The organism is Thermus sp. CCB_US3_UF1 (genome assembly GCF_000236585.1).
Classification (GTDB): Bacteria; Deinococcota; Deinococci; order Deinococcales; family Thermaceae; genus Thermus.
The window spans coordinates 67,456-90,681 of the sequence record NC_017278.1 but is presented as its reverse complement, the minus strand read 5'-3'; the positions used below and the strand labels follow the sequence as shown (position 1 = coordinate 90,681).

11 protein-coding genes and 1 CRISPR repeat array are annotated in these 23,226 nt (G+C 62.8%); of the genes, 9 read left to right on the top strand and 2 right to left on the bottom strand.

Annotated elements, in window-relative coordinates; genetic code table 11:
• Positions 1 to 266 precede the first annotated feature (266 nt).
• Positions 267 to 2,132 carry a hypothetical protein gene (locus TCCBUS3UF1_RS00375; RefSeq protein ID WP_014514496.1) on the top strand — a complete coding sequence of 622 codons (1,866 nt, stop codon included), beginning with the start codon at positions 267 to 269 and terminating at the stop codon, positions 2,130 to 2,132.
• Between the two features lie 361 nt (positions 2,133 to 2,493).
• Positions 2,494 to 2,704: a CRISPR direct-repeat array (repeat unit 29 nt; unit sequence CGGTCCATCCCCACGTGCGTGGGGACTAC).
• A 147-nt stretch (positions 2,705 to 2,851) separates the two neighbouring features.
• Here TCCBUS3UF1_RS00375 and TCCBUS3UF1_RS00370 read toward each other — a convergent pair.
• On the bottom strand, positions 2,852 to 4,072 hold the full coding sequence (locus TCCBUS3UF1_RS00370; RefSeq protein ID WP_014514494.1) for an IS256-like element ISTth4 family transposase: 1,221 nt from the start codon (positions 4,070 to 4,072) through the stop codon (positions 2,852 to 2,854).
• A 429-nt stretch (positions 4,073 to 4,501) separates the two neighbouring features.
• Between TCCBUS3UF1_RS00370 and TCCBUS3UF1_RS12290 the strand changes: the two genes are divergently transcribed.
• From TCCBUS3UF1_RS12290 to TCCBUS3UF1_RS00330, 8 genes are read left to right on the top strand one after another with little or no spacing between them, the layout of a single operon-like run.
• Positions 4,502 to 5,992, top strand: coding sequence for a TROVE domain-containing protein (locus TCCBUS3UF1_RS12290; protein WP_014514493.1), 1,491 nt, complete (start codon positions 4,502 to 4,504; stop codon positions 5,990 to 5,992).
• A gap of 3 nt (positions 5,993 to 5,995) precedes the next feature.
• A complete protein-coding gene (locus TCCBUS3UF1_RS00360) occupies positions 5,996 to 6,454 on the top strand; it encodes a YbjN domain-containing protein (RefSeq protein ID WP_014514492.1) in 459 nt (152 codons plus the stop codon).
• Between the two features lie 16 nt (positions 6,455 to 6,470).
• Positions 6,471 to 6,740 carry a hypothetical protein gene (locus tag TCCBUS3UF1_RS00355; protein WP_014514491.1) on the top strand — a complete coding sequence of 90 codons (270 nt, stop codon included), beginning with the start codon at positions 6,471 to 6,473 and terminating at the stop codon, positions 6,738 to 6,740.
• A gap of 25 nt (positions 6,741 to 6,765) precedes the next feature.
• On the top strand, positions 6,766 to 7,560 hold the full coding sequence (locus TCCBUS3UF1_RS11745; protein ID WP_155983229.1) for a hypothetical protein: 795 nt from the start codon (positions 6,766 to 6,768) through the stop codon (positions 7,558 to 7,560).
• Between the two features lie 44 nt (positions 7,561 to 7,604).
• The gene (locus tag TCCBUS3UF1_RS00345; protein ID WP_014514489.1) at positions 7,605 to 10,361 is read left to right on the top strand and encodes a helicase-related protein; all 2,757 of its coding nucleotides are present in this window, start codon (positions 7,605 to 7,607) and stop codon (positions 10,359 to 10,361) included.
• Positions 10,362 to 10,372: 11 nt separating this feature from the next.
• Positions 10,373 to 14,371 (top strand): N-6 DNA methylase, encoded by a 3,999-nt coding sequence (locus tag TCCBUS3UF1_RS00340; protein ID WP_014514488.1) that lies wholly within the window; start codon positions 10,373 to 10,375, stop codon positions 14,369 to 14,371.
• Between the two features lie 4 nt (positions 14,372 to 14,375).
• Positions 14,376 to 16,373 (top strand): hypothetical protein, encoded by a 1,998-nt coding sequence (locus TCCBUS3UF1_RS00335; RefSeq protein WP_014514487.1) that lies wholly within the window; start codon positions 14,376 to 14,378, stop codon positions 16,371 to 16,373.
• 52 nt (positions 16,374 to 16,425) lie between these two features.
• Positions 16,426 to 21,972 (top strand): DEAD/DEAH box helicase, encoded by a 5,547-nt coding sequence (locus tag TCCBUS3UF1_RS00330; RefSeq protein WP_014514486.1) that lies wholly within the window; start codon positions 16,426 to 16,428, stop codon positions 21,970 to 21,972.
• A 16-nt stretch (positions 21,973 to 21,988) separates the two neighbouring features.
• On the opposite strand, the gene TCCBUS3UF1_RS00325 is transcribed toward TCCBUS3UF1_RS00330, so the two are convergent.
• Positions 21,989 to 23,080 (bottom strand): IS4 family transposase, encoded by a 1,092-nt coding sequence (locus TCCBUS3UF1_RS00325; protein WP_014514485.1) that lies wholly within the window; start codon positions 23,078 to 23,080, stop codon positions 21,989 to 21,991.
• Positions 23,081 to 23,226 lie beyond the last annotated feature (146 nt).

Below are 23,226 nucleotides of genomic sequence, written 5' to 3'. Positions count from 1 at the left end.
GTCTATGGTCATGCCTTTATTGTAAGGGAATACCCAAAAGGAAGAACAGATTCCTGCTGCAAATCCTGTGTGGCTGCATCCAAATTGTTCGGAGTAGGAAATTGGCCTAGCGTGCATCTGCGAAAGGGGCAATGGGCCCTTGATGCTTCCCCCCATCTACCGGCGGAAGGACGGTGGCCCTTTCCCTTGCCTACCACCGTCGGCCACCTTCCCCTTTATTCCCTCTTGAAGGGGTGCTCGAGGCGTTTTTAGTATAATGGTTCCAAGTGGATCGGGAAATGCCCTCAACCCCCCTTTTCTCCGAACCCCTCAGGGAGCGGCTGGGGATTGTCTTTTCCCTGGACGAGGGGCGTGCCCTGGAGTGCTCCCCAATGGAGCTCCTCCTGGGGTACACGAAGCTTCGGGCCATCTCCTTCTCCGCCAGCCTCAAGGGGCTGGCCGAGCTCCTTGCCCCCCTGGAGGAGGTGGAACTCCTCCTTGGCCTGGAGGAAGGGCACGCTGCAGCAAGCGCTCTGGCCGCCCTGTGGGAGGAGGCCCAAAGCCTCCTGGTCCTCATGGGGACCAAGCGGCGCCTCGAGGTGCGCTTCCTCCCCAATAGCCACGCCAAGCTCTATCTCCTGGAAGGCCCCAAGGGGGTGCGGACGATCCTCGGTAGCCTCAACCTTTCCCAGAGCGCTTGGAGTGGGGTCCAGGGGGAGATCGCCGCTTTTTCCGACCGCCTCGAGGTCTACCAGGCCTTTCTTTCTTGGTACGAGGGGGAGAGGGAGCGGGCTAGGCCTCTCCTAGGTGAGCGGGAGCGGAAACGCTTGGAGGGGAAGAGCCTCCTCCTCATGCCCACAGCCCTCCCCCCCGAGGAGGTTAGGCGGGCGGTGGCCGAGGCCAAGGGGATCGTAGTGGTGAACCTCCTCCCCCATAAGCCCCTGGTGGACCGGACGGAGCGGGAAAAGGAAGCGGAGCTTAGGGCGCTGAAGGAGCTTACCTGGGAGATGCGGAAAGCGGAGGACCTCGTCCGCTTGAGGGGCAAGGAGACCTACCTGCAAAGTCTCGTGGAGCGGGCCCTGAGGGAGGTGCCCGTGCTGGAGTATGCTCCGGATGGACCCCGCTACCGAGGCCTCCTGGCCAAAGACCTCTCCCCCGACCCCCAGGGGGTAGAGGCCACCCTGCGGGCCCTTTCTGCCCTCCTGGAGGGAGCGAGGAGGGGTTCCCCTTCCCTTGCCGAAGCCGTAGGAGAAGCCCTAGTGTACGGCTTCGCTTCCTCCTACCTGCCCCTCCTGCGCGAGGAAGCAGGGCGGCAGGGGCGCAGCCCCACCCGCTTCCCCATCGTGGCCCTCTTGGTGGGCCGGGCAGGAGCGGGCAAGACCACCATTCTCCGGGCCATCGCTGCTACGTGGGGCATTTCCTTTCGCCACTATCGGCAGGTAGAAGAGACGGGCCGGAGCAAGGGGGCTACCGTGGAGGCCCACCTCTACCTAGAGGAGAGGGCCCCCTTGCCCATCGACGAGGTGCCGCCGCGGCACCTCACCGAGGAGAACCGCCTGGCCCAGGTGGTAAAGGGGGTAGGGGATGACCCTGGGGTACGACGGGCCCTGATCCTCACCTCCAATCTGGAGCATTTCCGAAGCGAAGAGCAGATCCTGCGGCGGGCCTGGTTCATCCCCTTCGAGCACCTCCCCCAAGGGATGGGCTCCGCTGATCTAGAAGATCACCTCAAGGCCATCCGCCCTGACCTTTTCCTCCGCTTCCTGCAGGAGGCCTTTCCCACCTCCGACGAGCTGGCCTCCCTCTTGCAGGGGAACGACCCCTTGGCTCCTGCCCGGCGCTTCCTCCGGGGGATGGGGCTTTCCGTTCCGGAGGGTCCTAAGGGGGACTACCGGGCCCACCTCCTCGCCCGCTGGCGGAACCTGTACCACACACAGAGGGAGATCTTCCGGGAAATCCAGGCCCCAGACATCGCCACGGGAAGGCCGATCCCCTGCTTCGTGGTGGATAAGGAGAAGGCTGGCTTCCTGGTACCTCTTCAGGCCTTCGACAACGGCTTCAGCGGGAACGGGCAGGCTTTCCTTCTCAAAAAGCGGGAGTTCCTGGAAGCCATTGGGGAAGGAAGGCCCTGGTGGCGTAGGGTCTGGGGCTAGACCCGGTGGGGGCAAGATGCCCCCAGGGGCACCCCTCGCCAGATGGGTGCTTTTAGGACATACTGCATGTGCCTAATATCCACACGGCGACACGCCCGTCAGGCTTGGAGGGGGGAAGGGGATGAAGGAAGGTGAAGCAGGTCAGCATGAACTTGACCGAGAAGGACCTGGAGGCCATCCGGTGCTTGGCGGAGCACGAGGAGACACGATCTCATCAAGCTATCAGGGATAGTCCTTTCCCCCTTGATGGGGATTTTCGGTACGGTGTAGGGTTTCTATTTCGGCTCCCAAAGTGTCCGGGGTTGATGGCCCTTCAAAGGGGTTGACCAGGGTTGTGGTAACCTTTTGCCTTTCCGAATAGCGGTCCATCCCCACGTGCGTGGGGACTACGAGGGGAGGGAAGTTTTGAACGAGGCCCTCCCGGGTCCATCCCCACGTGCGTGGGGACTACGGGGGGCGCCGCCCATGTTCGCGAAAGATGCCGGTCCATCCCCACGTGCGTGGGGACTACAAGGCGGGAGAGATATGGGAGGCGGCACGGAACGGTCCATCCCCACGTGCGTGGGGACTACAGATGATCTACACAGCAAAAACCCTCGGTTTACCCCCGCTAAGCCTTGAGAAAGGCAAAATTGCCATGTCCCCTAGGGCAGGGCTTCGAAGAGCACCCTTTTCAAGAACCCCTCCGGCCATTAGCCGGACGCGCCCCCAGGGTCGTGTCAAGAGTTATGTGTAAGAGTCTGTGTACGGGGGGCATACCGCTCCTGAAGCATCTTCTCCAGCACCTCCTTCACCTCCGAGAACCCCTTTAGTTTCCGTTCTGCCCACCTCCCTTCCTGCCTCTCCGACTCCAGGTAAAGAAGCTTGTACACCGCCTCTTCCTTAGGAAACTTGTGGTCCCGCACCTTCGTCCCCCGCCGCACTTCCCGGATAAACCGCTCCATCAGGTTGGTGCTCCGCAGGTACGGCCAAAGCACCTTGGGGTACCCGTAGAACCGCAGGAAGGCCCCCGAATCCTGTACCCAAAGCCCCACCACCCCCGGGTACCGCGAACCCCAGGCGGCCTTCACCTCCTCCAAGGCCCCAAGAGCTTCTTCCCGGCTCTCCGCCCCGTACACCCGCCTCAGGTCCTCCGCCAGCAGGCCCCGGTCCCGCGCCCGCACCTGGGACAGGCTCCACCGCACCCCGTGCACCACGCACCGCTGCCATTCCGCCTGAGGGTAGACCCTGCGGATCGCTTCAGGAAGCCCGGGCAGCCCGTCGGTGATGAAGAGCAATACCCGCCGCAGGCCCCGCTGCCAAAGCTCCCCCAGGACCCCCTCCCATCCCAGGGCGCTCTCCGTGGGCAACAGCCAAAACCCCAGGACCCGCCTCTCCCCATTAGGGGCGATGCCCAGGGCCACATACACGCTTTCCCGTACGATCCCTTCTCCTTCCCTGAAGACCTTTAGGGAAAGCCCGTCCAGGTAGACGAAGGCCATCTCCTCGGGCAAAGGCCGGGTGCGGAAGGCTCCTGCCGCCTCCAGGACCTCGTCCGTCAGGGCGCTCAGGGTCTCGTGGGAGTAGCGGTGGCCTAAGAGCAGGCTCAGTATCTCGGCCGCCTTGCGCTGACTGACCCCGGCGGCGTAAAGGGCTACCGCCACTTCCCCCACGTCCACCAGGCGGCGGACGTAGGGCTTAAGGAAAGCCGGGTAATACCGAGATTCCCGATCCCTAGGGACCTTCAGGTCCACCTGGCCGAAGGTGGTCTCCAGCTTGCGGGGGTAGTAGCCGTTCCTGCGGCCTCCGTGCACCTGCAAGAAGGCCGTCCGGTCCAGCTCCAGAACCGTCTGCAGAACCTCGGCTACTGTCTCCCGCACCGCTTCCCTCAGCAAGATCCGCAAGGTATCCTGGTCCACGGGGCACCTCCTCGTGCTAAGGTGTGCCCCCCTATTAAACACGGACCCTTACACATAAATCCTTACACGACCGGAGGTTCCAAGTCTTGGCCAAGGCGAGTTGTGGGGAAGAACGGACTGCTGCCCCCAGTGGGGACGCACGTCCACGCTATACCCATTCGCAAAAATGTCTGTAGGAGGCCACTTTTCCCCTTTGCCTTTCCAGGGCCTCTTGCAAGAAAGCTTGGGGTGTGGTAGGTTCTCTTCTTGCCCGGCGGCGCGGCGCGTCGGTTCCTTCTCAGTCATCTGGCCGACTGAGCCAAGGGTGGAAACCCAAACCCGAGGCGCGAACATCCCCGGGCACCCTCAACACCCGGAAGGTTCGGCGGCAGGCAGGCCAAGGTGAAAATCCCCCGATAATCTGAGCGTTCCGCAAAGGCCCACCCTATAGCCCCGTCGTGGGCTCTGGGCTTTTGCCCCAGGAGGTGACCCATGCCCCTCAACCCAGGGCCACGTGTCCACCCCACCCACCAGGGCGGCAGGGGGTTCCCCGCAAGCCCCCAAGGGGAGCTCCTCCTCCTCGTGGCCGGCAGCCTCTTTTCCGGCGACCTCTTTTACGAAGGGGCGGAGGAGCGGGAGGCCCGCTTCACCGCCCTGGCCGCGGAGGTCACCCAGCAGGACCCGGAGTTCGTGGCCCTGTTGGCCACCTATGCCCGTCAGGTCCTGGGCCTGCGCTCGGGTCCCAGCGCCCTGGTGGCCCACCTTTTCTGGTGGGGGCCGGTGGAGGTGGCCGAGGGGGCAGCCCAGAGGGTATGGCTTCGCGGGGATGAGCACCTGGAAACCCTGGCCTACACCAGGGCCCAGGGGTGGAGGATCCGCAAGGCCCTGAAGCGGGCCGTGGCCCAGCGCCTCAACGCCATGAGTCCCCAGGCCCTCCTCAAGTACCGCTGGGAGGGGCGGGGCTTTCGCCAGCGGGACGCCCTGATCCTCTGCCACCCCAAGGCCCCTGACCGGGAGCACGCCCTGGTCTACGAGTGGCTGGTGCGGGGCCGGGAGGCCCAGCCCGAGGCCCGGGCCTTGGTGGAAACCCTTTTGGCGGAACGCCCCACCTGGGAGAGGATCCTCTCCCGGAAGGGGAGCACCCCCGAGGCCTGGCGGGAGGCCCTGCCCCACCTCTCGGGCCTGGCCCTGGTGCGCAACCTCAACAACCTCCACCGCCACGGCCTCCTGGAGGACCCCGGGGTCCAGGCGTGGTTGGCCCAGCGCCTGGGGGACCCCAGGGTGGCCCGTTGGGGGCTCTTCCCCTACCAGTGGCTCCAGGCCCTCCTGCAGGGGGAGGAGCTGGGGTATCCCCAGGCGGTCCTTTCCGCCCTGGAAGGGGCCCTGGAAGCCTCCCTTCCCTCCCTGCCCTTCCAGGGGGAGAGCCTGGTCCTGGTGGACGTTTCCGGGTCCATGTACCAACCCCTAAGCGCCCGGAGCCAGGCCACCTACGCCCTGGCCGCGGCCTCCCTGGGGGCCCTGCTCTACCGGGCCACGGGGGGCCAGCTCTACGGCTTTGACCGCCACACCATCCCCCTCCCCTACGGGCCGGATGCCCCCCTGGGCCAGATGGTGCGCCACCTCCTGGAAGCAGGCGGCGGTGGAACCTACCTGGGTGAGGCCCTCAGGAGGACCCTCCCCGCCTTCCCAGGCCCACGGGTGGTCATCCTCACCGACGAGCAGGTGGCCGACGACGCCTACACCCCCTTGCGCCGCTGGCTGGGGGAGGACCCTTCCCGGGTGGCCCACGTGGTGAACGTGGCGGGCTACGGCCCCCTGGCCTTTCCCGAGGGCGGGGTGAGCCGGGTGGCGGGGTTCTCAGGGCGGCTTTTGGAGCTCCTGGCGGTTCTGGAGGCCCAGGACCCTAAGGCCCACCTCAGGGCCAGGGTATCCGAGGCTTCCTTGGCGGAGGAAGAGGAAGAAGGGGAAGGACAAGGGAGGTGAGGCATGGTCCAACCCGTGGAACCCCTTACGGCGGAGCGCATCGGCAGGGCTTTGAAGGCCATGGGGCTCAAGGTGCTTGTGAACGAGGACGGTGAGTTCCTGGTCCTTTTCAAGAAGGACCCCTCGGCCAACCCCATGGCCCTGGTGAACGTGGCCCCTCAGGGTTCGGCGAACCAGGTCCTGGCCGTCATCGCCCTGGTGAAGGGGCATCCGCCCATGGAGCCCGAGGAGCTCCTGGCCAAGGCCAACGAGTGGAACGGGACCAGGCGCTGGCCCCGGGCCTTGGTCAGGGGAGGGGAGCTCTTGTTGGACTACCATGTGGACCTGGAAGAGGGGGTTACCGAGGCCCAGCTCCGCAACTTCCTGGCCACCGCCTTTTCGGGGATTGGCCAGTTTCTCCTCTGGATAGAGGGCGGGGACGATCTGGAAGACCTGTTTAGGACGCTGGGCCTTTTGGGGTAGGGAGGAGGTGGGGGGGATGCCCATCCGGTACAACCCCTACACGGGGAGGTACGAGTACGCCGAGAAGGACCAGGAGCCGGTGCAGAACGAGTACGAGGGGGGGTACGAGTTCGGGAGGCAGCGGGAGACGGACTACACCCCCTTTACCCGCCGCTACCGCAAGCGGGGGGAGGGGCTGGTGGACCGGTGGAACCCCTATACGGGGCGCTACGAGGCCGTCCCCGAGGGCTGGGAGCCTCGGCAGAACCCCTACACGGGGGAGTATGAGCTGGGACCTGAGGAATGAGGGACGACAAGCGGTAGGGGGCACCATGAGCTTGAAACTGGTAGAAAACTTGTCTGATGGGCGCCTCCTCGTGAGCCATCAGGGCCTCGAGGTGGTTGTAGTAGCTCCGGATTACCAAGAGGTAAGGGAGAAGGCGGAAGCCCTCGGCTATGGGAGAGAAGTTCCCCTTGTCGTGGGCCATTCTGATAGCTTGCCGAAAGGGGAGCCAAGAAAAATCGCAGACAGCAAAACCTACGAGGAATATATCCTAGAAGCTGCCTTACCATTCGTTGAGAATATTGGACAGTACTGCTCCTTTGAACGCCCCCCCATGGTAAACCTCAAGCTTTACTGCCTTCATCCAAAACCGGAGGAGAAGGGGTTTGAAGCCATTGGTGAGGTGAGGATCTATTCCGTTAGGACCTATGTCCCCGTAGAGCTCAGAGGGAACAAGTGGGGGCTTAAGGGCGAAATAGTAGCCGTGAAGGGCGATATACTAGGGATTGCTCTAGTTCGGGTGTACCGCCCTTCTGGGTTTTGGGACTACACGTGGGAGATACTGAGCGATGCAAAGGTTCTAGAGCCGGCTCCTTCTCTGGAAGCGGTGGTGAAACTTGTGCAAAGATTCCTAAAGGAATCGGAGGACCAGCTGGAGCCGGGAAACCGGTACAAAATCATCACCTATACCCCCGCAAGGGCGCTGGAGATGCATCTGATCAGACCCTTGTTGACCCCCTCTGAGCTTGCCAGAGCAGAGCATGGCTTTTTCTTTGAGGCCACATGGGGTAACCCCACCCCCAAAGCAGAGGCAGACCTTTTCCCTCTGAAAAAACGGGATTGATGGACTGGGTAGGTCCTGGGTAGCTTGACTAAGGAGGACTTGGGATGAACGTGGACATGCTCCAACCCGGGGCCCTTTTTCGCGCCCGAGGCCGTGATTTCCGCTTAGAGCGGCGGCAGGGAGATGTGCTTGTGGCCAGGACGGTGGACTCCGAGGAGGAAACCCTTTTCTATCTACCCCTGGAGGGAGAGGCCTTGGAGCTGACCACCCTGGGCCTCCCCCCTGAGCGGCCAGGGGACCCGGCGCTGCACGATCTCCTCCTCCAGGCCCTGGACCTGGCCACGCTCCACGCCGATGCGCCCTTCCTAGCCCTGCAACGCTCCCGGGTGGTCCCTGCCAACTACCAGCTTGTGCCGCTTCTCATGGCCTTGCGGCAGCCCAAGGTGCGCCTCCTCATCGCCGACGACGTGGGCCTTGGCAAGACCGTGGAAGCGGGCCTTATCATCAAGGAACTCCTTTTGCGCAACAAGGCGCGCCGGGTGTTGATCCTGGCCCCTGCCCACTTGCTCGGCCAATGGCAGGAGGCCTTGCGGCGCTTCTTCCACTTGGACTTCGCGGTGCTTTCCGGCCCCAATCTCAAACGGCTGGCCCGAACCCTTCCGCCGGGGGCCAATCCCTGGGCACACTTTGACCGCATCATTGCCAGCGTGGACTACGCCAAGCAGGGCGATGTGCGGCAGCTGGTGCTTTTGCAAGATTTTGACCTGCTTTTGGTGGACGAGGCCCACATGGCCGCCCGCCCGCCCACGGAGAAGGGTAAGCAGATGGAACGCTACCGTTTGGTGCGGGAACTGGCCCGCCGGGTACCCCATCTGCTTCTCCTCACGGCCACGCCCCACAATGGTTACACCGAAAGCTTTTATAGCCTTCTAGAGCACTTGGATGCCTTGGGCCTAGGGCTTTTTAAAAACGGGACGTTGGACCGAGAGGTGGCCAAAAAGCACGTGGTGCAGCGGCGCAGGAAGGATGTGGAGGAGTGGTTCCGCAAAGAAGGGAAAAAAAGCCCCTTCCCCGAACGGGAGACCAAGGAAGAGGCCGTGAACCCAAACCGGGCGGAACTGGAGCTTTTTGAGGCGGTGCGCCGCTACCAGGCCGAGGTGTACGATCCGGACCCCGCCAAGGTTCCGGTGCTCGGTCGCTGGCTGGCCATGCACCTCATGCGCCGGGCCACCAGTTCCCCTCGGGCGCTGGAAAGAAGCCTGGAGCGCCGCAAGGGCCTTTTGGAAAATCTCCTTACCGAAGGGCAAGGGATCACAGGGGAAGAGGAGGCCGCCCTTTTTGACACAACCCCAGACCGACTTTTGCCCGAGGAAGCAGAGGTGGGCCTCGAGCTCAGCCTGGCCGACCGGGCCCGCGCCCAAGCGGAAAAGGGCTATTTGGAGACACTTCTCCGATACCTAAAAGGATGGCGTAAGGATAGCAAGCTGGAAAGGCTTCGGGATCTGCTCACCCAACCTTTCCTTTTCGGTAAAGGGCGGACCTTACTCTTTACCCGCTACCGCGATACCCTGGAGTACCTGGTGGAGAAGCTGGGCCCGAACCTGCCCTATCCCGTCTTTGCCGTGCATGGGGAGATGAGCGAGGAGGACCGGGATGAGGTGCTAAAGGCCTTTGCTCAGGAAAGCCCTGCCCTTCTTATAGCCACCGATGTGTTTTCCGAAGGGCTCAACCTGCAACACTACGCCGCCCAGCTCATCCATTACGACCTTCCTTGGAACCCCAACCGCCTTGAGCAGCGCAATGGCCGCATTGACCGCTTCGGCCAGCCCGAACCAAGGGTGCGGATCCGTACTTTTTACTACGAGCAATCCTTTGACGTGGCGGTTTTCCACTTGCTTTTGGAGAAGGCCGAGCGGATTCGGCGGGAACTTGGGGTGGTCCCGGCCTTCTTCGGAGAGGAAGCCTACTTGAGGGAGCGCCTCGAGGCCCTCTGGAAGCAAGACTGGCGGCAGGAGCGCCGTCTACAAGCCTCCCTCTTTGCCGAGGTGGAGGACCGGGAGCTGGAAGGGGCCAGGCGCGCAGTCCAGGAAGGCTTTTACGGGCATAGTGAGTTTAGCCTGCCGGACGTGGAAAAGCGTCTGCAGCAAGCCTTGGAGCGGGCAGGAAACCCCAAGGCCCTGGAAGGGTTTGTCCTGGACGGCCTCCGCTACCTGGGCTGGCGCGTTTGGGGAGAGGACCCCTACACCGCCGAGCGGGATGCAGGAGAGGCCGTGCCTGGCCTTCCGGCTAGGTTCGGACCCTTTAGCTTTGACCCGGAGGCTCCCCTAGGGGTGGAGGTGCTGGACCTATCCCACCCCTTGGTGGAGCACCTGGTGTCTTACCTACGCTACCGGGCCTACCGGGATTTGGACGGGGCGCGGACCGCTCTTCTGGCCTTGCGGGCGCCTTTGGGCACGCCACCTGTAGCCTTTTACCATTTCCGGGCCCGGTTTTTGGGCCCCGGGGGTGAGGTACTGGAAACCCTCTACCGGCGCGCCCTTCGCCTTTTGGATGGCGCCGAGGTGCCACCCAAGGAGGCCGAAGCCCTCTGGCGAGCCCGCCTAAAGGCAGCGCCGGCCCTTAGCCGGGAGCAGGCCCAACTGTTGGCGGCGGATGCCTTGCGAACCCCCCTCGAGGCCCTAGGCCGCCGGGGAGCCGAGGAGGCCCTAGCCCGTCTGAAAGCGGAACGGGAAGCCCTCAAACGAGACTTGGAGCGCGCCTACGGAACGCTTCCCGAAGCCTTTCGCGAGCTAGACCGGTTGGAGCTTCTGGGGCACGAGCTTTTGGCCATCACCCTGTTGGCCCCAGCAGCCTTGCGCTAAGGAGGTGGCGCATGTTCCATGCCATTCGCCTTTCCGGTGGGATTTTCACCGAGGAGTTTTTGCAAACCTTGGGCCATCCTGAGGCCCTAAAGGAACTTTCCCTAACCCCGGAGGAGCTGCGAAACCGCTTCTACCTCCTCCTTAACCTTTACGAGCGCCACAAGCCCCTTTATGAACTAAGGGATACCTCCCGGGCCCGGGAATCCTGGCTCCTTCCCCTTTTCCGCGCCCTGGGCTTCCAGCCCGTGTACAACCGGAGCCATCTGGTGGTGGGTGAGCAGGCCTTCCCCATAAGCCACCGGGGATGGGATGGGGAAGAAGCCCCCCCCCTTCATCTGGTGGCGGGGGAGCTGGACCTACGACCCAACCGCCGGGAAAAAAGCCCCCAAGGCTTGGTCCAGGGCTACCTAAACGCCCACCCCCACCAGGACTGGGGTGTGGTGGCAGCCCCCTGGGAGGTGCGGCTCCTTCGCAAGTATTACCATGTATCCCTGCCTGGATACGTGGCCTTCAACTTGGTGGAGCTTTTTGAGGCGCCGCGTGAGCAGGCTTTGCGGGAGTTTCAAATCCTCTTGCTCCTCCTATCGCCAAGCCGCTTCCAGAAGGGTAAGGACGGGAAGACTCCCCTGGAGCGTTACTATGAGACGGCCCGGCAGACGGGTATCCGGGCCCGGGACGCTTTGCGCAAGGGAGTGGTGGAGGCCCTGGAGATCCTGGGCAACGCCTTCCTGAACGAGTCCCTGCGGCAAGAGCTAAACGATCCGGAGAGGCTTGCGGCCTACCATGCCGAGCTGTTGCGCCTGGTGTACCGCATCCTCTTCCTGCTTTACGCCGAAAGCCGGGGCCTTATCCCCACCGGGGGCGAGCTTTCTTGGGTTTACGAACGGGAGTACAGCATCTCCGCCTTGAGGGAGCGGGCGGCCCGGGATAACCCCTACGGGGAAGACCGGAACACGGACCTTTGGGAAAAGCTCCTGCTCACCTTCCACTTGGTCTACCGGGGGGACGCCCGCTTGGGGGTGCCGGCCCTCAACGGGGAGCTCTTTGCCCCGGAAAACCTTCGCATCCTCACGGGTGGGGTGTCCAATCCGGGGGAGCGGGCGCGCTTTCCCGAGCTTCCGCGCCCCACCAACAGCCAGCTCCTGCGGGCCATCCGCCACCTAACCCACTTGGAACGGGAGGGAGCCCTGGAGCGCATCAACTACCGGGACCTCGAGGTGGAGGAAATCGGCCACGTCTACGAGGGCATCCTTGCCCTAACTCCCCGTTTGGTGGAAGGGCGGTACTCCCTGGAAAGCCACCTTCTGGATAAAAAGCTTTCGGGAAGTTACTACACTCCCCGGGAGCTGGTCCAGCTTGTGGTGCAGGAGGCCCTGGCCCCCGTGGTGGAAGAGAGGCTGAAAGCAGCGGGGGATGACCCTGAGCGCCAGGAAGAGGCCATCCTGTCCATCAAGGTAGTGGATCCGGCCATGGGTTCCGGGGCTTTCCTCATCTCGGCCCTGGAGTACCTGGCGGAAAAGCTACTGGAGGTGAGGGGTCAGTCTAAGGGCGACCCAGAAGCCCTTTACGCCGCCCGCCACCTGGTGGCTACCCGTTGCCTTTATGGCGTGGACCTCAACCCCATGGCCGTGGAGCTGGCCAAACTTTCCCTATGGGTGGCCTCGGCGGATAGGAGCAAACCCCTTTCCTTCCTAGACCACCACCTAAAGGTGGGCAACTCCTTGGTAGGCGCCCCCCAGGACTTCCTGGAGAAGGGTATACCCAAAGAGGCTTACGACCGGGAGGACATTCCCAAAGAGGTGCGCAAGTCCCTGCGCTTCGGACCCGGAGGGGGCACCCTGCTTTTCGCGCCCCCCAGCCCACCCTTCCTGGACTTTGAAGAGGAAAGCGCCGAGCAGGTGGAGGAAAAGCGGCGCCGCTACCAGGCGTGGCGCGAAAGCGAGGAAGTGCGTAAGATGGAGCTTTTCGCCGACTACTGGACAGCCGCCTTCTTCCTTCGCCCAGCTCCTGGGGTGCGCCTTCCCGACGCCGAAGGGCTCAACTGGCTTGCGCAACAAAGCCGGGCTTCTTTGGAGCAACTTGGCCAAAGTTCCTACCTGAACCCACCTACCCTGGCCGCCATCCAGGTAGCCAAGCGCCGGCACCGCTTCTTCCACTGGTGGCTGGAGTTCCCCGAGGTCTTCAGGGCGGGTGGGTTTGATGTGGTCCTTGGGAACCCGCCGTGGGAGGTTATGGAGCCTAAAGAAGAGGAATTCTTTGCTGAAAGAGCTCCCCATATTGCCGCCCTCCCAGGAAAAAAGCGTAAGGAGACCATAGAAAAGCTTTCACAAACAGACCCCGATCTCTTTGAAAAGTGGAAAGAACATATCCGCTCCATCAGCACAACCGTCCAGTTTGCACGTAACTCCAACCGCTTCCCCCTTACGAGCAAAGGAGACGCCAACACCTACCGGTATTTCGCCGAGCTGGCCTACCGCCTCCGTTCCCCACGGGGGCGGGTGGGGCTCATCGTGCCCACGGGCATCGCCACCGACGACTCCAACAAGGAGTTCTTCGCCCACCTGGTGGAAAAGGGGGAGGTATCCACCCTCCTGGACTTTGAGAATCGGGAGAGGCTCTTCCCGGGCATAGACAGCCGCATCAAGTTCGCCGTCCTCGCCCTCCGCCCCCCTTCCCCGGAACCCGCCCGCCTGGCCTTCTTCCTCACCCAGCCCGACCAGGCCCAGGACCCTGTGCGCCAGTTCCGCCTTGCACCCCGGGACTTCGCCCTCCTCAACCCCAACACCAGGACCTGCCCCGTCTTCCGCACCCGCCAGGACGCCGAGCTCACCCGGGCCATCTACGAGAAGGTGCCCGTACTCTGGCGGGAGGAGCCGGAGGAGAACCCCTGGAATGTACGCTTCCGCCAGGGGCTTTTCAACATGACCAGCGACTCCCACCTCTTCCACACCCGGGCCGACCTCGAGGCCCAGGGCTTCCACCTGGAGGGCAACCGCTTCCTGCGGGGGAAGGAGATCTACCTGCCCCTCTACGAGGCCAAGCTCATCTGGCACTACGACCACCGCTTCGCCACCTACGACGGGGAGGACACCCGGGAAACCACCCTTGGGGAGCACCAGGACCCTGCTTACCTCCCCCTGCCCCGCTACTGGGTCCGGGCCGAGGAGGTGGAGGGGCGCCTCGAGGGGCGGGGGCAGCGGGGCAAGGAGGCGTGGCGGTGGGGGAGGGGGTGGTTGTTGGGGTTTAGGGATGTCACCAACGCTACTAATGAACGAACCGTTATTTTCTCGTTTATACCCAGAATAGCAGTGGGCCATACGGTCCCCCTTATTCAAAGCACCTATTCAGCTGTCCTCCAACTTGCCTTGCTTAGTTCCTTCAACAACTTGGTTCTGGACTTCCTTGCTCGCCAAAAAGTAGGTGGGACACACCTTACCTTCCACCTGCTGAAGCAGTTCCCCGTCCTCCCCCCCTCCACCTACGGACCCCAGGACCTCCTCTTCATCGTCCCTCGGGTCCTGGAGCTCACCTACACCGCTTGGGACCTGGCCCCCCTGGCCCAGGAGGTCTGGCAGGAGGCCAGCCCGGAGCTGCGCCAGGCCCTCCTGGCCCAGCACCAGGCCAACGGGGGCCACCCCGACGCGCCCCCTCCCTGGGTCCAGGGCCCCTACCCCTTCCCCCCTTTCCGCTTTGACGAGGGGCGCCGGGCCCTTCTCCGGGCCGAGCTGGACGCCTATTACGCTAGGCTCTATGGCCTAAACCGCAAGCAGCTCCGCTACATCCTGGACCCCCAGGACCTTACCCCAAAGGAGCTTGCAGATATCCTTTCGGACATTGAGGAGGTGGCGGACCCCCTGGACGAGAGGGAATACCGCAAGCGGCGGGAAAGAAGCTCTTTCCCTGGGGAAACCTTCCGCGTGCTTCGGGACAAGGAGGAAAAGCGCTACGGGGAGTACCGCACCCGGAGGCTGGTCCTAGAGGCCTGGACCAAGCTTCACACGAAAGGATAGAGCCATGAACCCATCTACCAAGTCCACCCTTTACGTCAACCTCTTCCCTTTGAAGCGTAGCCCTCAGGAAGGCCGTATATTTCGCTTTGCCCATAGGGACCCACAAAGTTTCCTGAAATACCTTCAAGCCATAGGCTGGATAGCCCAGAAACGGGGAGATGAGGTCTGGATATTCGCCCTGGAGCGCCCAGAGGTAAGAGCCCCCTTCGTGGGCGAGGCTGAGCCCACCTCGCTTCAGGAGAGGGCCATGGCCTTCAACAGCCACCTCAACCGCCTTTTAAGCCAAAAGGGCTTTTACCGCACAGGCAGCCGATGGATAGACCCCGAGGAGTGGACAAGGATTGAAGGGGTTTTCCTTTCCGGCCCCTTCCAAGGGAAGGCTTTCCCTGTCCGGCAACACCAAGCTTACAAGGTGGAGGTGGTAAACCTTTTGGGTACTTTTTACGCCCTGGTAGACCTCTCCAAGCAGCTTTTGAGCGACGCTCCCCTGGAAGCCCTTAGCGTGGAACTGGTGACCTACCTCGAGGCCCAAGCTCCCAAACACCCTCTCCACGCCCTGGACTTACACACCGGCAAACGCACCTTTTGGGAAACGGCAGACCCTCGAGGCCACTTGCTTCTCCATCCAGTCCACCTGGAGGAGCTGGGGGTGGTGGGCGAGCAAGGCCAAATGCGCCGCACCTCGCAAGAAGCCTTTGAAAGGAGCCAGTTTAACTTCGCCCACTTGCTGGAAAAGATCACCCTTTTCTCTGAGGTCCTGGTCCCCGAACCCTTGGCCCTTTCTGAAGAAGTCCTAGGCCGAATAGAGGGCCTAGGCCTACGTATGGCCAAGGGCCTAGCCGCGGAGCCTAAAGAGGTGCGCTTTAAGGGTTTCCTGTACGCTCCTTCCAAGATAAGCCTTCGTCCCATCTTGCCCGATACACCCGAGGTCGCATTTACCCAAAAGGTCACGAAAAAACCTAGCTTCCATGTGGAAACCAAGCGCCGGGGAAAGCCCCCTCAGCGGTCAGGGCACCTGGAGCATAAGGTCACCGTGGGCATATCTCCAAGGCATCTGTTGCTCTACCACCTGGTGGAGCCCCATCGCTTGAAAAACTCCCGGGAAGGCTTAGAGATCCTGCAGCGGTTTGGCCACGCAAAGGGTCACGCAAAGGATGGCTATTCTCTTGTGCAGGCCCTCAAGCAATTCGGAACCAGCATCCAGGTTGCTCAACCTTCCCTTCGCTACGACCCCACCACGGGAGAAATACAGGGCAGTCCAAACCCTGGGTCCAGCGGCGAGAACGAGGTCAACTTTATCCTGGCCCCCCCTGAGGTGGGGAGATACGCCCTAGGACGACTGTTGAAACAACTCAAGAAGTACTTCCCCAAAGCTGCGAATCAGGTGGTTAATCCCGACACCTTGGGAAGTCCCACCAAGGTGCTATCTCTCGCCTATGACCTCTTGGTGGGCAAGTTTCGTACCACTGTGCCCTATGCCCTGAAAGACCTTGGGCAACATGTGCTAGGCCTTCGGGCTACCCAAGAGGATGGGTTCCTCTGGCGGTTGATAGGTCCAGAGGGTTTCGTGTTGGGCAAGGGGAAAGGTTTTCCGCCAGAGGAAATCCTCCCTCGTGCCTTCGTGGTGCACTTCATGGGCAACGACCGCCAACTAGAAGAGGTTATGGACTGGACACATGAGCCCGTGGTTCGCCTGGAACTCTCGGACCTGCGTTTCTCCCAGAAAAATCTGCCTCTTGGTACCTTTTTCCGCGCCACTCCAGAAGTGGCTTACCTCTTGGCCCACCCTGGCTACCCTGGCTGGCCTACCGCCTTGCGGGTAGAGGTAATCCAAGGAAACCTTACCCTAGAGGAAGCCCTAAAGCAGGTTTACTGGCTCACCAAGCCCACAGGGGGCTTATACCATCCTGGAAAACTCCCCTTAAGCGTGGAAGAAAAAGTGCCCTGGGATCGGCTGCAGCCTCCCCGGGAGATGGGACAAACATACTCGCTTGAAAGATGACCAATGAAGGATTTGCACCTCCTTCACCGGGTTTGTCGCTTAGACTAGCGCTATGGGCTTAGCGTTACGGCCAGAAGACCTCCGCCCTGAGCGTTGGTTTAGCCAGGTACTGCCCCGGGTGGTGCAGGGGGAAAGCTTGGACTGGTCTGCGGTACCCGACGCCCATCCGCAGGACCTCGAGGGCCTCCTCCAACCCCTTTTTCACCTAAACCTTTCCCCCGAGGAGCTTAGTCGCCGGCTGGGCCTTGCCAGCATGGCGGAGGCCTTACGCTCCTGGGTTGCCTCCCGGATGGGCCTTCCCCTGGTGAGGTTAGCCGAGCGCGGAAGCGTGCGGGACCCTTTCCGCCAGCTAGAGGCCATTCAAAACAGCTTTCGTGGATACGCTGAAAGTTTCGTAAACCCCAGAAATCCCGCCATCGCCGACCTCCTGCGGCAGGGAATAGAGGAGGAGGACCTGCTTTGGCGTGAGCCCTTCGTGGCGCAAAAACGCCGTTACCGCCTGGGCAAAAGCCTGGAGGCCCTCATCCAAGAAGGGCTTTTGCCCCCGAGCATCCGTCCCCTTCTCCGTAAAAACCCCGAGGACCTCCAAGATCCCACCCCCTTCCACCCCTACCTTCACCAGGAGGAAGCCCTACGGGCAGCCCTGGCTGGGGAAAGCTTCGTGGTGGCCACGGGGACAGGTTCAGGCAAGAGCCTGGCTTTCGGTATGCCCATCTTCGCCTACGCCTTGACGGCAAAGCGGCCCGGCATCAAGGCGGTCATCGTCTACCCCATGAACGCTTTGGCCAACTCCCAGTACCGGGATTTCGCCCTGCGGCTTCACGGGTCTGGCCTGCGTATCGCCCTTTATAATGGGGAAACGCCTTATACCAAGCAGGACGGCCAGGCCTTGCGGGAGCGGCTCCTACAGGAAAGGTTCGTAAGCGACGCCGAGGTACTAAGCCGAGAGGAAATCCGGCAGGACCCTCCGGACATCCTCATGACCAACTACGTGCAGCTGGAGCTCCTCCTCACCCGGGGCGAGGACCGCACCCTTTTCCCCCCGGAGCACCGGGGTGTGCTCCGCTACCTGGTTCTGGACGAGGTTCACACCTATGCCGGCCTTAGGGGGGCGGACGTGGCCTTCCTCATCCGCCGCCTCAAGCAGCACACAGGCACCACAGAAACCCTCCAGGTCATCGGCACCTCGGCCACGGTGGACCGAGGAGTAGAGGCCATTCGGCGCTTTGCAGAAAACCTTTTTGGCACCTCCGTGGCCAGGGTTATCGGCGAGCACCTGGAAGAGCCGCCCCCCTTGGACCTAAGCCACCTTCCCGAGGAGCTGCGTGAAGCCCTTTCCGCCCGGCCCGATGGGGAAACCCGGGTGCGGCGAGCCCTGGTGTTTTTGGAAAAAGCCCTGGAGGAACCCCATACCTTAAGCGAGCTAGCGAAAAAACTTTCCCATGAAGAAGGCATTTCCCAAGACCAGGCCCGGGCGGAGGTGGCCTTGGCCCTGCGGGTGGGGGCGGCCACGGGGTACCTGGTTCCCCGCATCCACGCCTTCTACGCCCAAGCTCCGGACCTCACCGCCACTTTGGACCTCGAGGGCCTTTCCCTCAAAGGGGAAAAACACCTCCACGGTAAGCCCGCTTATCCCGTGGTTTTCTGCCGCAACTGCGGCCAGGAATACCTGATAGCCCGTGAGGAGAAGGGACAGTTTCTGCCAGGTCCATCCTTCCTGGAGTTATTCCGGGGCGAAATACGCTATCTGCGGCCAGGTGCTTGGGTTCCCGACCGGGAACCCCTGCCGGAATCCTGGCTAGACGAAAGCGGCGAGGTAAAGCGGGACCGTCGCAGGCTCCTGCCCCAAAACCGCGTCCTGGATCCCTACACGGGCACGCCTGCAGAAGAGGGCGTGCCTGTGGCCATTCTCCCTTTCCCATTCCAGTTCTGCCCCACCTGCCAGGTGTCCTACACCCGCCAGGGTAACGAGATCCGGAAGCTGGCCGCCTTCGGCCTGGTGGGCCGCTCCACCGCCACCGACCTTCTCTTGCTCTCCACCCTGGGCACCTTCCCGCGTGAGGAGCAGAAGATCATCGTTTTCACCGATAACCGCCAAGATGCTGAGTTCCAAGCTGGACACTTCCAAGACCTTTTCCGAAAAGTGCTTTTCCGGCAAACGGTGATGGAGATCCTAGCCCAGGGCCCGGCCTACCTCTCGGAGCTTGGGGGACAGGTGTACCAGGCCTGGGCCCGGAGCGATCCCCGGGCGGAGATGCGTCCCCTCTACGAGGAGCACGCCCCCGAAGGAGTGGCTTTTCGGGACCTCCTTTCCCTGGTGGCGGTCTTGGAGGCGGGCCGCAACACCCAGCCCAACCTCAAGAACCTCGAGGCGGCGGGGCTTATCCGCTACCGCTACCGCCACCTGGAAGAACTCCTGCAGGATAGGGGCATCTGGGAAGGGCTTTCGGTACCCGAGGAAGTCCTTAGGGATTACCTCACGGGGCTTTTGGACCTCATGCGCCGCCGGGGGGCCATCTTCCACGAGCTCCTTAACCCAATCAGTTTTCGCTTCAGGGTGGAGGAAAAGCTTTTCGCTTTTGTGCACGAGGTTTTTGCTGAGCCCATGGGGGGGTCTATTCTCCTCGAGGTCCGTGCCTCCCAGGCACCCCGTTTCGGGCAAACCTTGCGCCTTTACGGCGACCGGCGGCGGCCAAGCCTCTTTGAGCAGTGGACCATGGGGGCCCTAAACCTGCCATGGGAAGAGGCCGCCGCTCGCCTACGCCGGGTGGTGCGGGCGCTCAAGGATCGGCGGGTCCTGGTGGCCTGGGAGCTTCCCTCATGGGGGCGGAACAAGGTTTCGGGCCTGGCCCTGAACCCCAGCGCCATCCTGCTGGAAAAGACCGGGGGCGATTACCTTCTTTGCCCAAGAAGCGGCTATACCGGCCCCCTTTACGCCCTGCGCATCTCCCCTGAGTACCCTAGCCAAGCCCTGGAAGAGCGGCGGGTCCACCCCTTCTACGAAACCCTTTACGAGAAACGACGTTTTCCCCTCCCCCTCGAGGCCCGCGCCCACTCTGCCCAGGTATCCGGGGAGGAGCGCCGCCGGTTGGAGGAGCGCTTCCGCAACCCCGAGGACCCTTTGAGCGTCTTGGTGGCTACCCCTACCCTGGAGATGGGCATAGATATCGGCGCCCTTTCCTCGGTATTCCTGCGCAATATCCCCCCTTCCCCTGCCAACTACGCCCAGCGCTCGGGCCGGGCAGGGCGGAAAGGCCAACCCGCCCTCATCCAGGCTTTTGCTGGGGCCATGGGCCACGATCAGTACTTCTACCGCTTCCCTGAACGCATGGTTCGGGGTTCGGTCCAGGCTCCCCGTTTCCTGCTGGATAACCCCCGCCTGGTCAAGGCCCATCTACGGGCCCTGGTCCTGGAAATCCTAGCCCAGTGGGGCTTCTCCCTGCCTGGCAAGGTGGGCGAGGCCGTGGACTATGAGGACCATACCCACCTTTACCCCCTAAGGGCTGGTTTCAGGGCGGCTTTAGAGCAGGGAATCTCCACCCATCAAGGCGCCATCCTGCAGGCGGTGGGAGAGGCTTTCAGGCGGGAGATGGCCTCATTCCCCTGGTTCACCCAGGAGGTGGTCCGCTCCACGGTGGAAGGCTTTGTGGCTGAGCTGGATGCCGAGCTCAACTCCTGGCGGGAGGAGTACCACGATGCCCAGGCCCGCTACACCGAGTTCATGACCCGCCTCCAGCACATGGGGCCCAGGCACCCCAACCGAGAGGAGATTCAGGCCGAGGCCACGCGGGCGGACAAACAACGCCGCTACCTGGTGGATCTGGACCTGCGGGGCTATCTGGCTGCCCGGGGCTTTCTCCCCAACTATGCTTTTGGCCGGGTAACCACCTGGGCTGAACTCATCACCCCGGGTGGGGAAGTGGAGCGCCTGGAGCGCCCCAGCTTCATCGCCCTTACGGAGTTCGCTCCGGGGAACAGCGTTTATTTCGGTGCCCGCCGCTATCGGCTGGACCGGCTTGCGGTTTTGCCCAAGGAGGAAGCCTTCCGCACCGCTAAACGCTGCACCTGTGGGCACGTGGAAGCCCAGGGGGACCGGTGCCGCGCCTGCGGTAAGGATCTGAGCGCCACCCTTCCGAACGTCCGCCTCCTCGCCCCTCCCATCCTTACCGGGCTTCCCCGGCGGCGCATCACCAGCGAGGAAGAGGATCGGGTCCGCATGGGCTACGAGGTGGAGTGGGACTGGCGCCCCAAGGCTCCCCGGGCGCTGCAGGGTGGGTCATTCCGCCTGCTTTACGAGCACAACGCCGAAGTGGTGGCCATGAACAAGGGCCTTCGGGCCTGGCTCCTGGACGAGGAAGAGGAAAACCCCCTGCAAGAAGGGTTTGTCTACTGCCAACGGTGCCGCCGTTTCCTGCTCACCGGAAAGGAGCTGGAGGAGCATCCGTGGAGGGAGGATAGGGAAGGGCGGTGCCCCGTGGGGGGCAAACCGGAAGACCTAAAGCGGGGGATTGTCCTCGAGGCGCGTGCCGAAAGCGACGTTCTCGCCCTGGAAGTTCCTGCTCCCCTAGGGATAGGGGATGGGGAGAGGCTTTCCTTTTACAAAAGCCTCCTGGCGGCTTTCCGCAAGGCGGCTTTGGTGGTCTTGGAGCTGGCGGAAGATGAGCTTTTCGGCTTTCTCCAACCCATCTCAAACCCCCAGGTGCCTTACCGGGTGGTCTTGGTGGAGGGGCAGGAAGGGGGGCTTGGGGCCCTCGCCGCTTTGGCGGAGTGGCCCTCGAGGGAGGAGTCTCACCCCCTGCAGGAACTGGCCCGCACCGCTTTGCGCCTCATGCACCATGGTGAGGAAAAGGCCTGCGAGCGGGCATGCTACGACTGCCTAATGGACTACAGCAACCAGGTGGATCATGCCCTGCTGGACCGACGGTTGGTCCAGGATTTCTTCACGGAACTCCAGAGCACGGTATTTGAGGACCTACCAGCCCCAAGCCGCCTGCAGGAGCTTCAGGCCCGCTGCCAAAGCGAACTGGAGCGGCGTTGGCTTCAAGCCTGCCACGAGCGCGGCTTACCCCTCCCCGATGAGGTGCAGTATACCTACGCCCTCGGGGACACCTACACCCGCTTTGACTTCTTCTATGCGAGGGGACTGGGGATTTACGTGGACGGCCCGCCCCACCTGGACCCAAGGCGACAGGAACAGGATAGGGAGATCCGCAGGCGTCTTACCCTGCTTGGGGTACCCTTTTTGGTTTTCCGCGAGGGGGAGGATTGGGAAAAGGGCTTTGAGGAGTTAGGGCTCCACCTGGGGAGAAGGGGCGGAGGCCTTAGTTGGGAAGAGGCTTTGGCATTGGTCCTTCCTGGGTACCGCCCCCTCCTGGAAGCCTTGCGGAAGGCCGGATTCCCTCCCCCCGACGAGGTGGGGGAGGATTTGGTGGTGGAAGGTCGGGTGGTGGGGCAAAGCGTAGCTCGTTGGGGGGAAAAGCATCTGGTCCCAGAGGGCCTCGAGGGCCTGGGGCTGGTGGTGCGCCCCTATACAACCCCTGATGAGGTGCTGGGGTACTTGCGAGGTGAGGGCCTAGCCAGCTCTAAAGAGCACCCTTGAATTCAAAGCACTGGCTCTATGTACACGTCAAAACCTCCATAGGGCATAACCCCAAGGGACTTCCGCGCCTTCCTCCCCCTGCACCCCAGAGGGCAAGCGCCCAAAGGGTGAGCAGGTCCAGCCCCGCCCGGAAGAGGCTCTGTCCCAGCCTCCCGTGCTTCTTGGGCCTCACCGGACGCACCCGGTGCAGCACAAGCCCCGTCCGAAACGCCCACACGAAGGCCAGGCTCAAGGGGACCAAAAGCCGCGAAAGCCTCTCCCCCCGCGTCACGTGCGTGGCCTCCAGGTCAAATCCCCGCCCCTTCAGGGCCCCAAAGAGCCGCTCTATCCCCCACCTGAGCCCGTACACCTCCAGCACCCGGTGAGGGTCCAGGTCCGTAGCCACAATCAGCCACTCCCGGACCCCAAGGCGCAACCCCACCACCCACATGCGCCGCCCGTAGACCCAGTACCGCCGCCTGGGCACCCGGCTCTCTCCCACCTTCAGGGAGGCAAAGAGCTCCCAGGCCCGAGGGCCCGAGCCCAACCGCCACATCCGGGTGTTGGCCTTGATTCGGATGCACCGGGGGATGCCCTTCTCCTCCAGGTACCGGAACCACGCCTCCCCTATGAACTCCCGATCCGCCAGGAACCCCTCCACCCGGAGGTGGGGGAAGTGGGCCCTCAGGAAAGCCAAGGCCCTCTCCATCAGGGCGATGCGTTCGGGGGTGGAGGAGTTGCCGTCGTGGGGAAGGAAGCTCCAGAACAGGGGGACGGCCAGGCCTTGGTACAGGAAGGCCAGCATCAGGAGGTTGACCTTGCTCTTCCCCAGCTCCCACTCGGTCCGGTCCATGACCAGGAGGAGCCCTTGGGGTCGGAGGAGGGCGAAGATGAAGCGGGCATAGCCCTCCCCGTCCAGCCCCGGCCAGGCCAAGAACCGCTGGAACCTTCGGTAGGCGGAGCGGGGGTCAGGGCTGGCTATGGAGCCGAGGGAAAGAGCGAGTCTGGGGCCGCTTGTGGTGCGGGCGGTGACCAGAGCCATCACCAGGGCGGCCAGGAAGGTGAGGCGCCTGAGGTCGGCCTTCCAGTATCGCTTCAAGGCGTTGATGAGTGGGGTAAGCTGTTCCATGGGGACCACCTCCTATGGGTACCTGCCCATCCACGTGGGCGCAGGTCCATCCTAAAGGGGTGGTCCCACGTTTTGACGTGTACTGAGCTGCCCGCATATGCTATCTCACGGCTAAATCTGGATCTGGCAAACTAGTTAGACAAGAT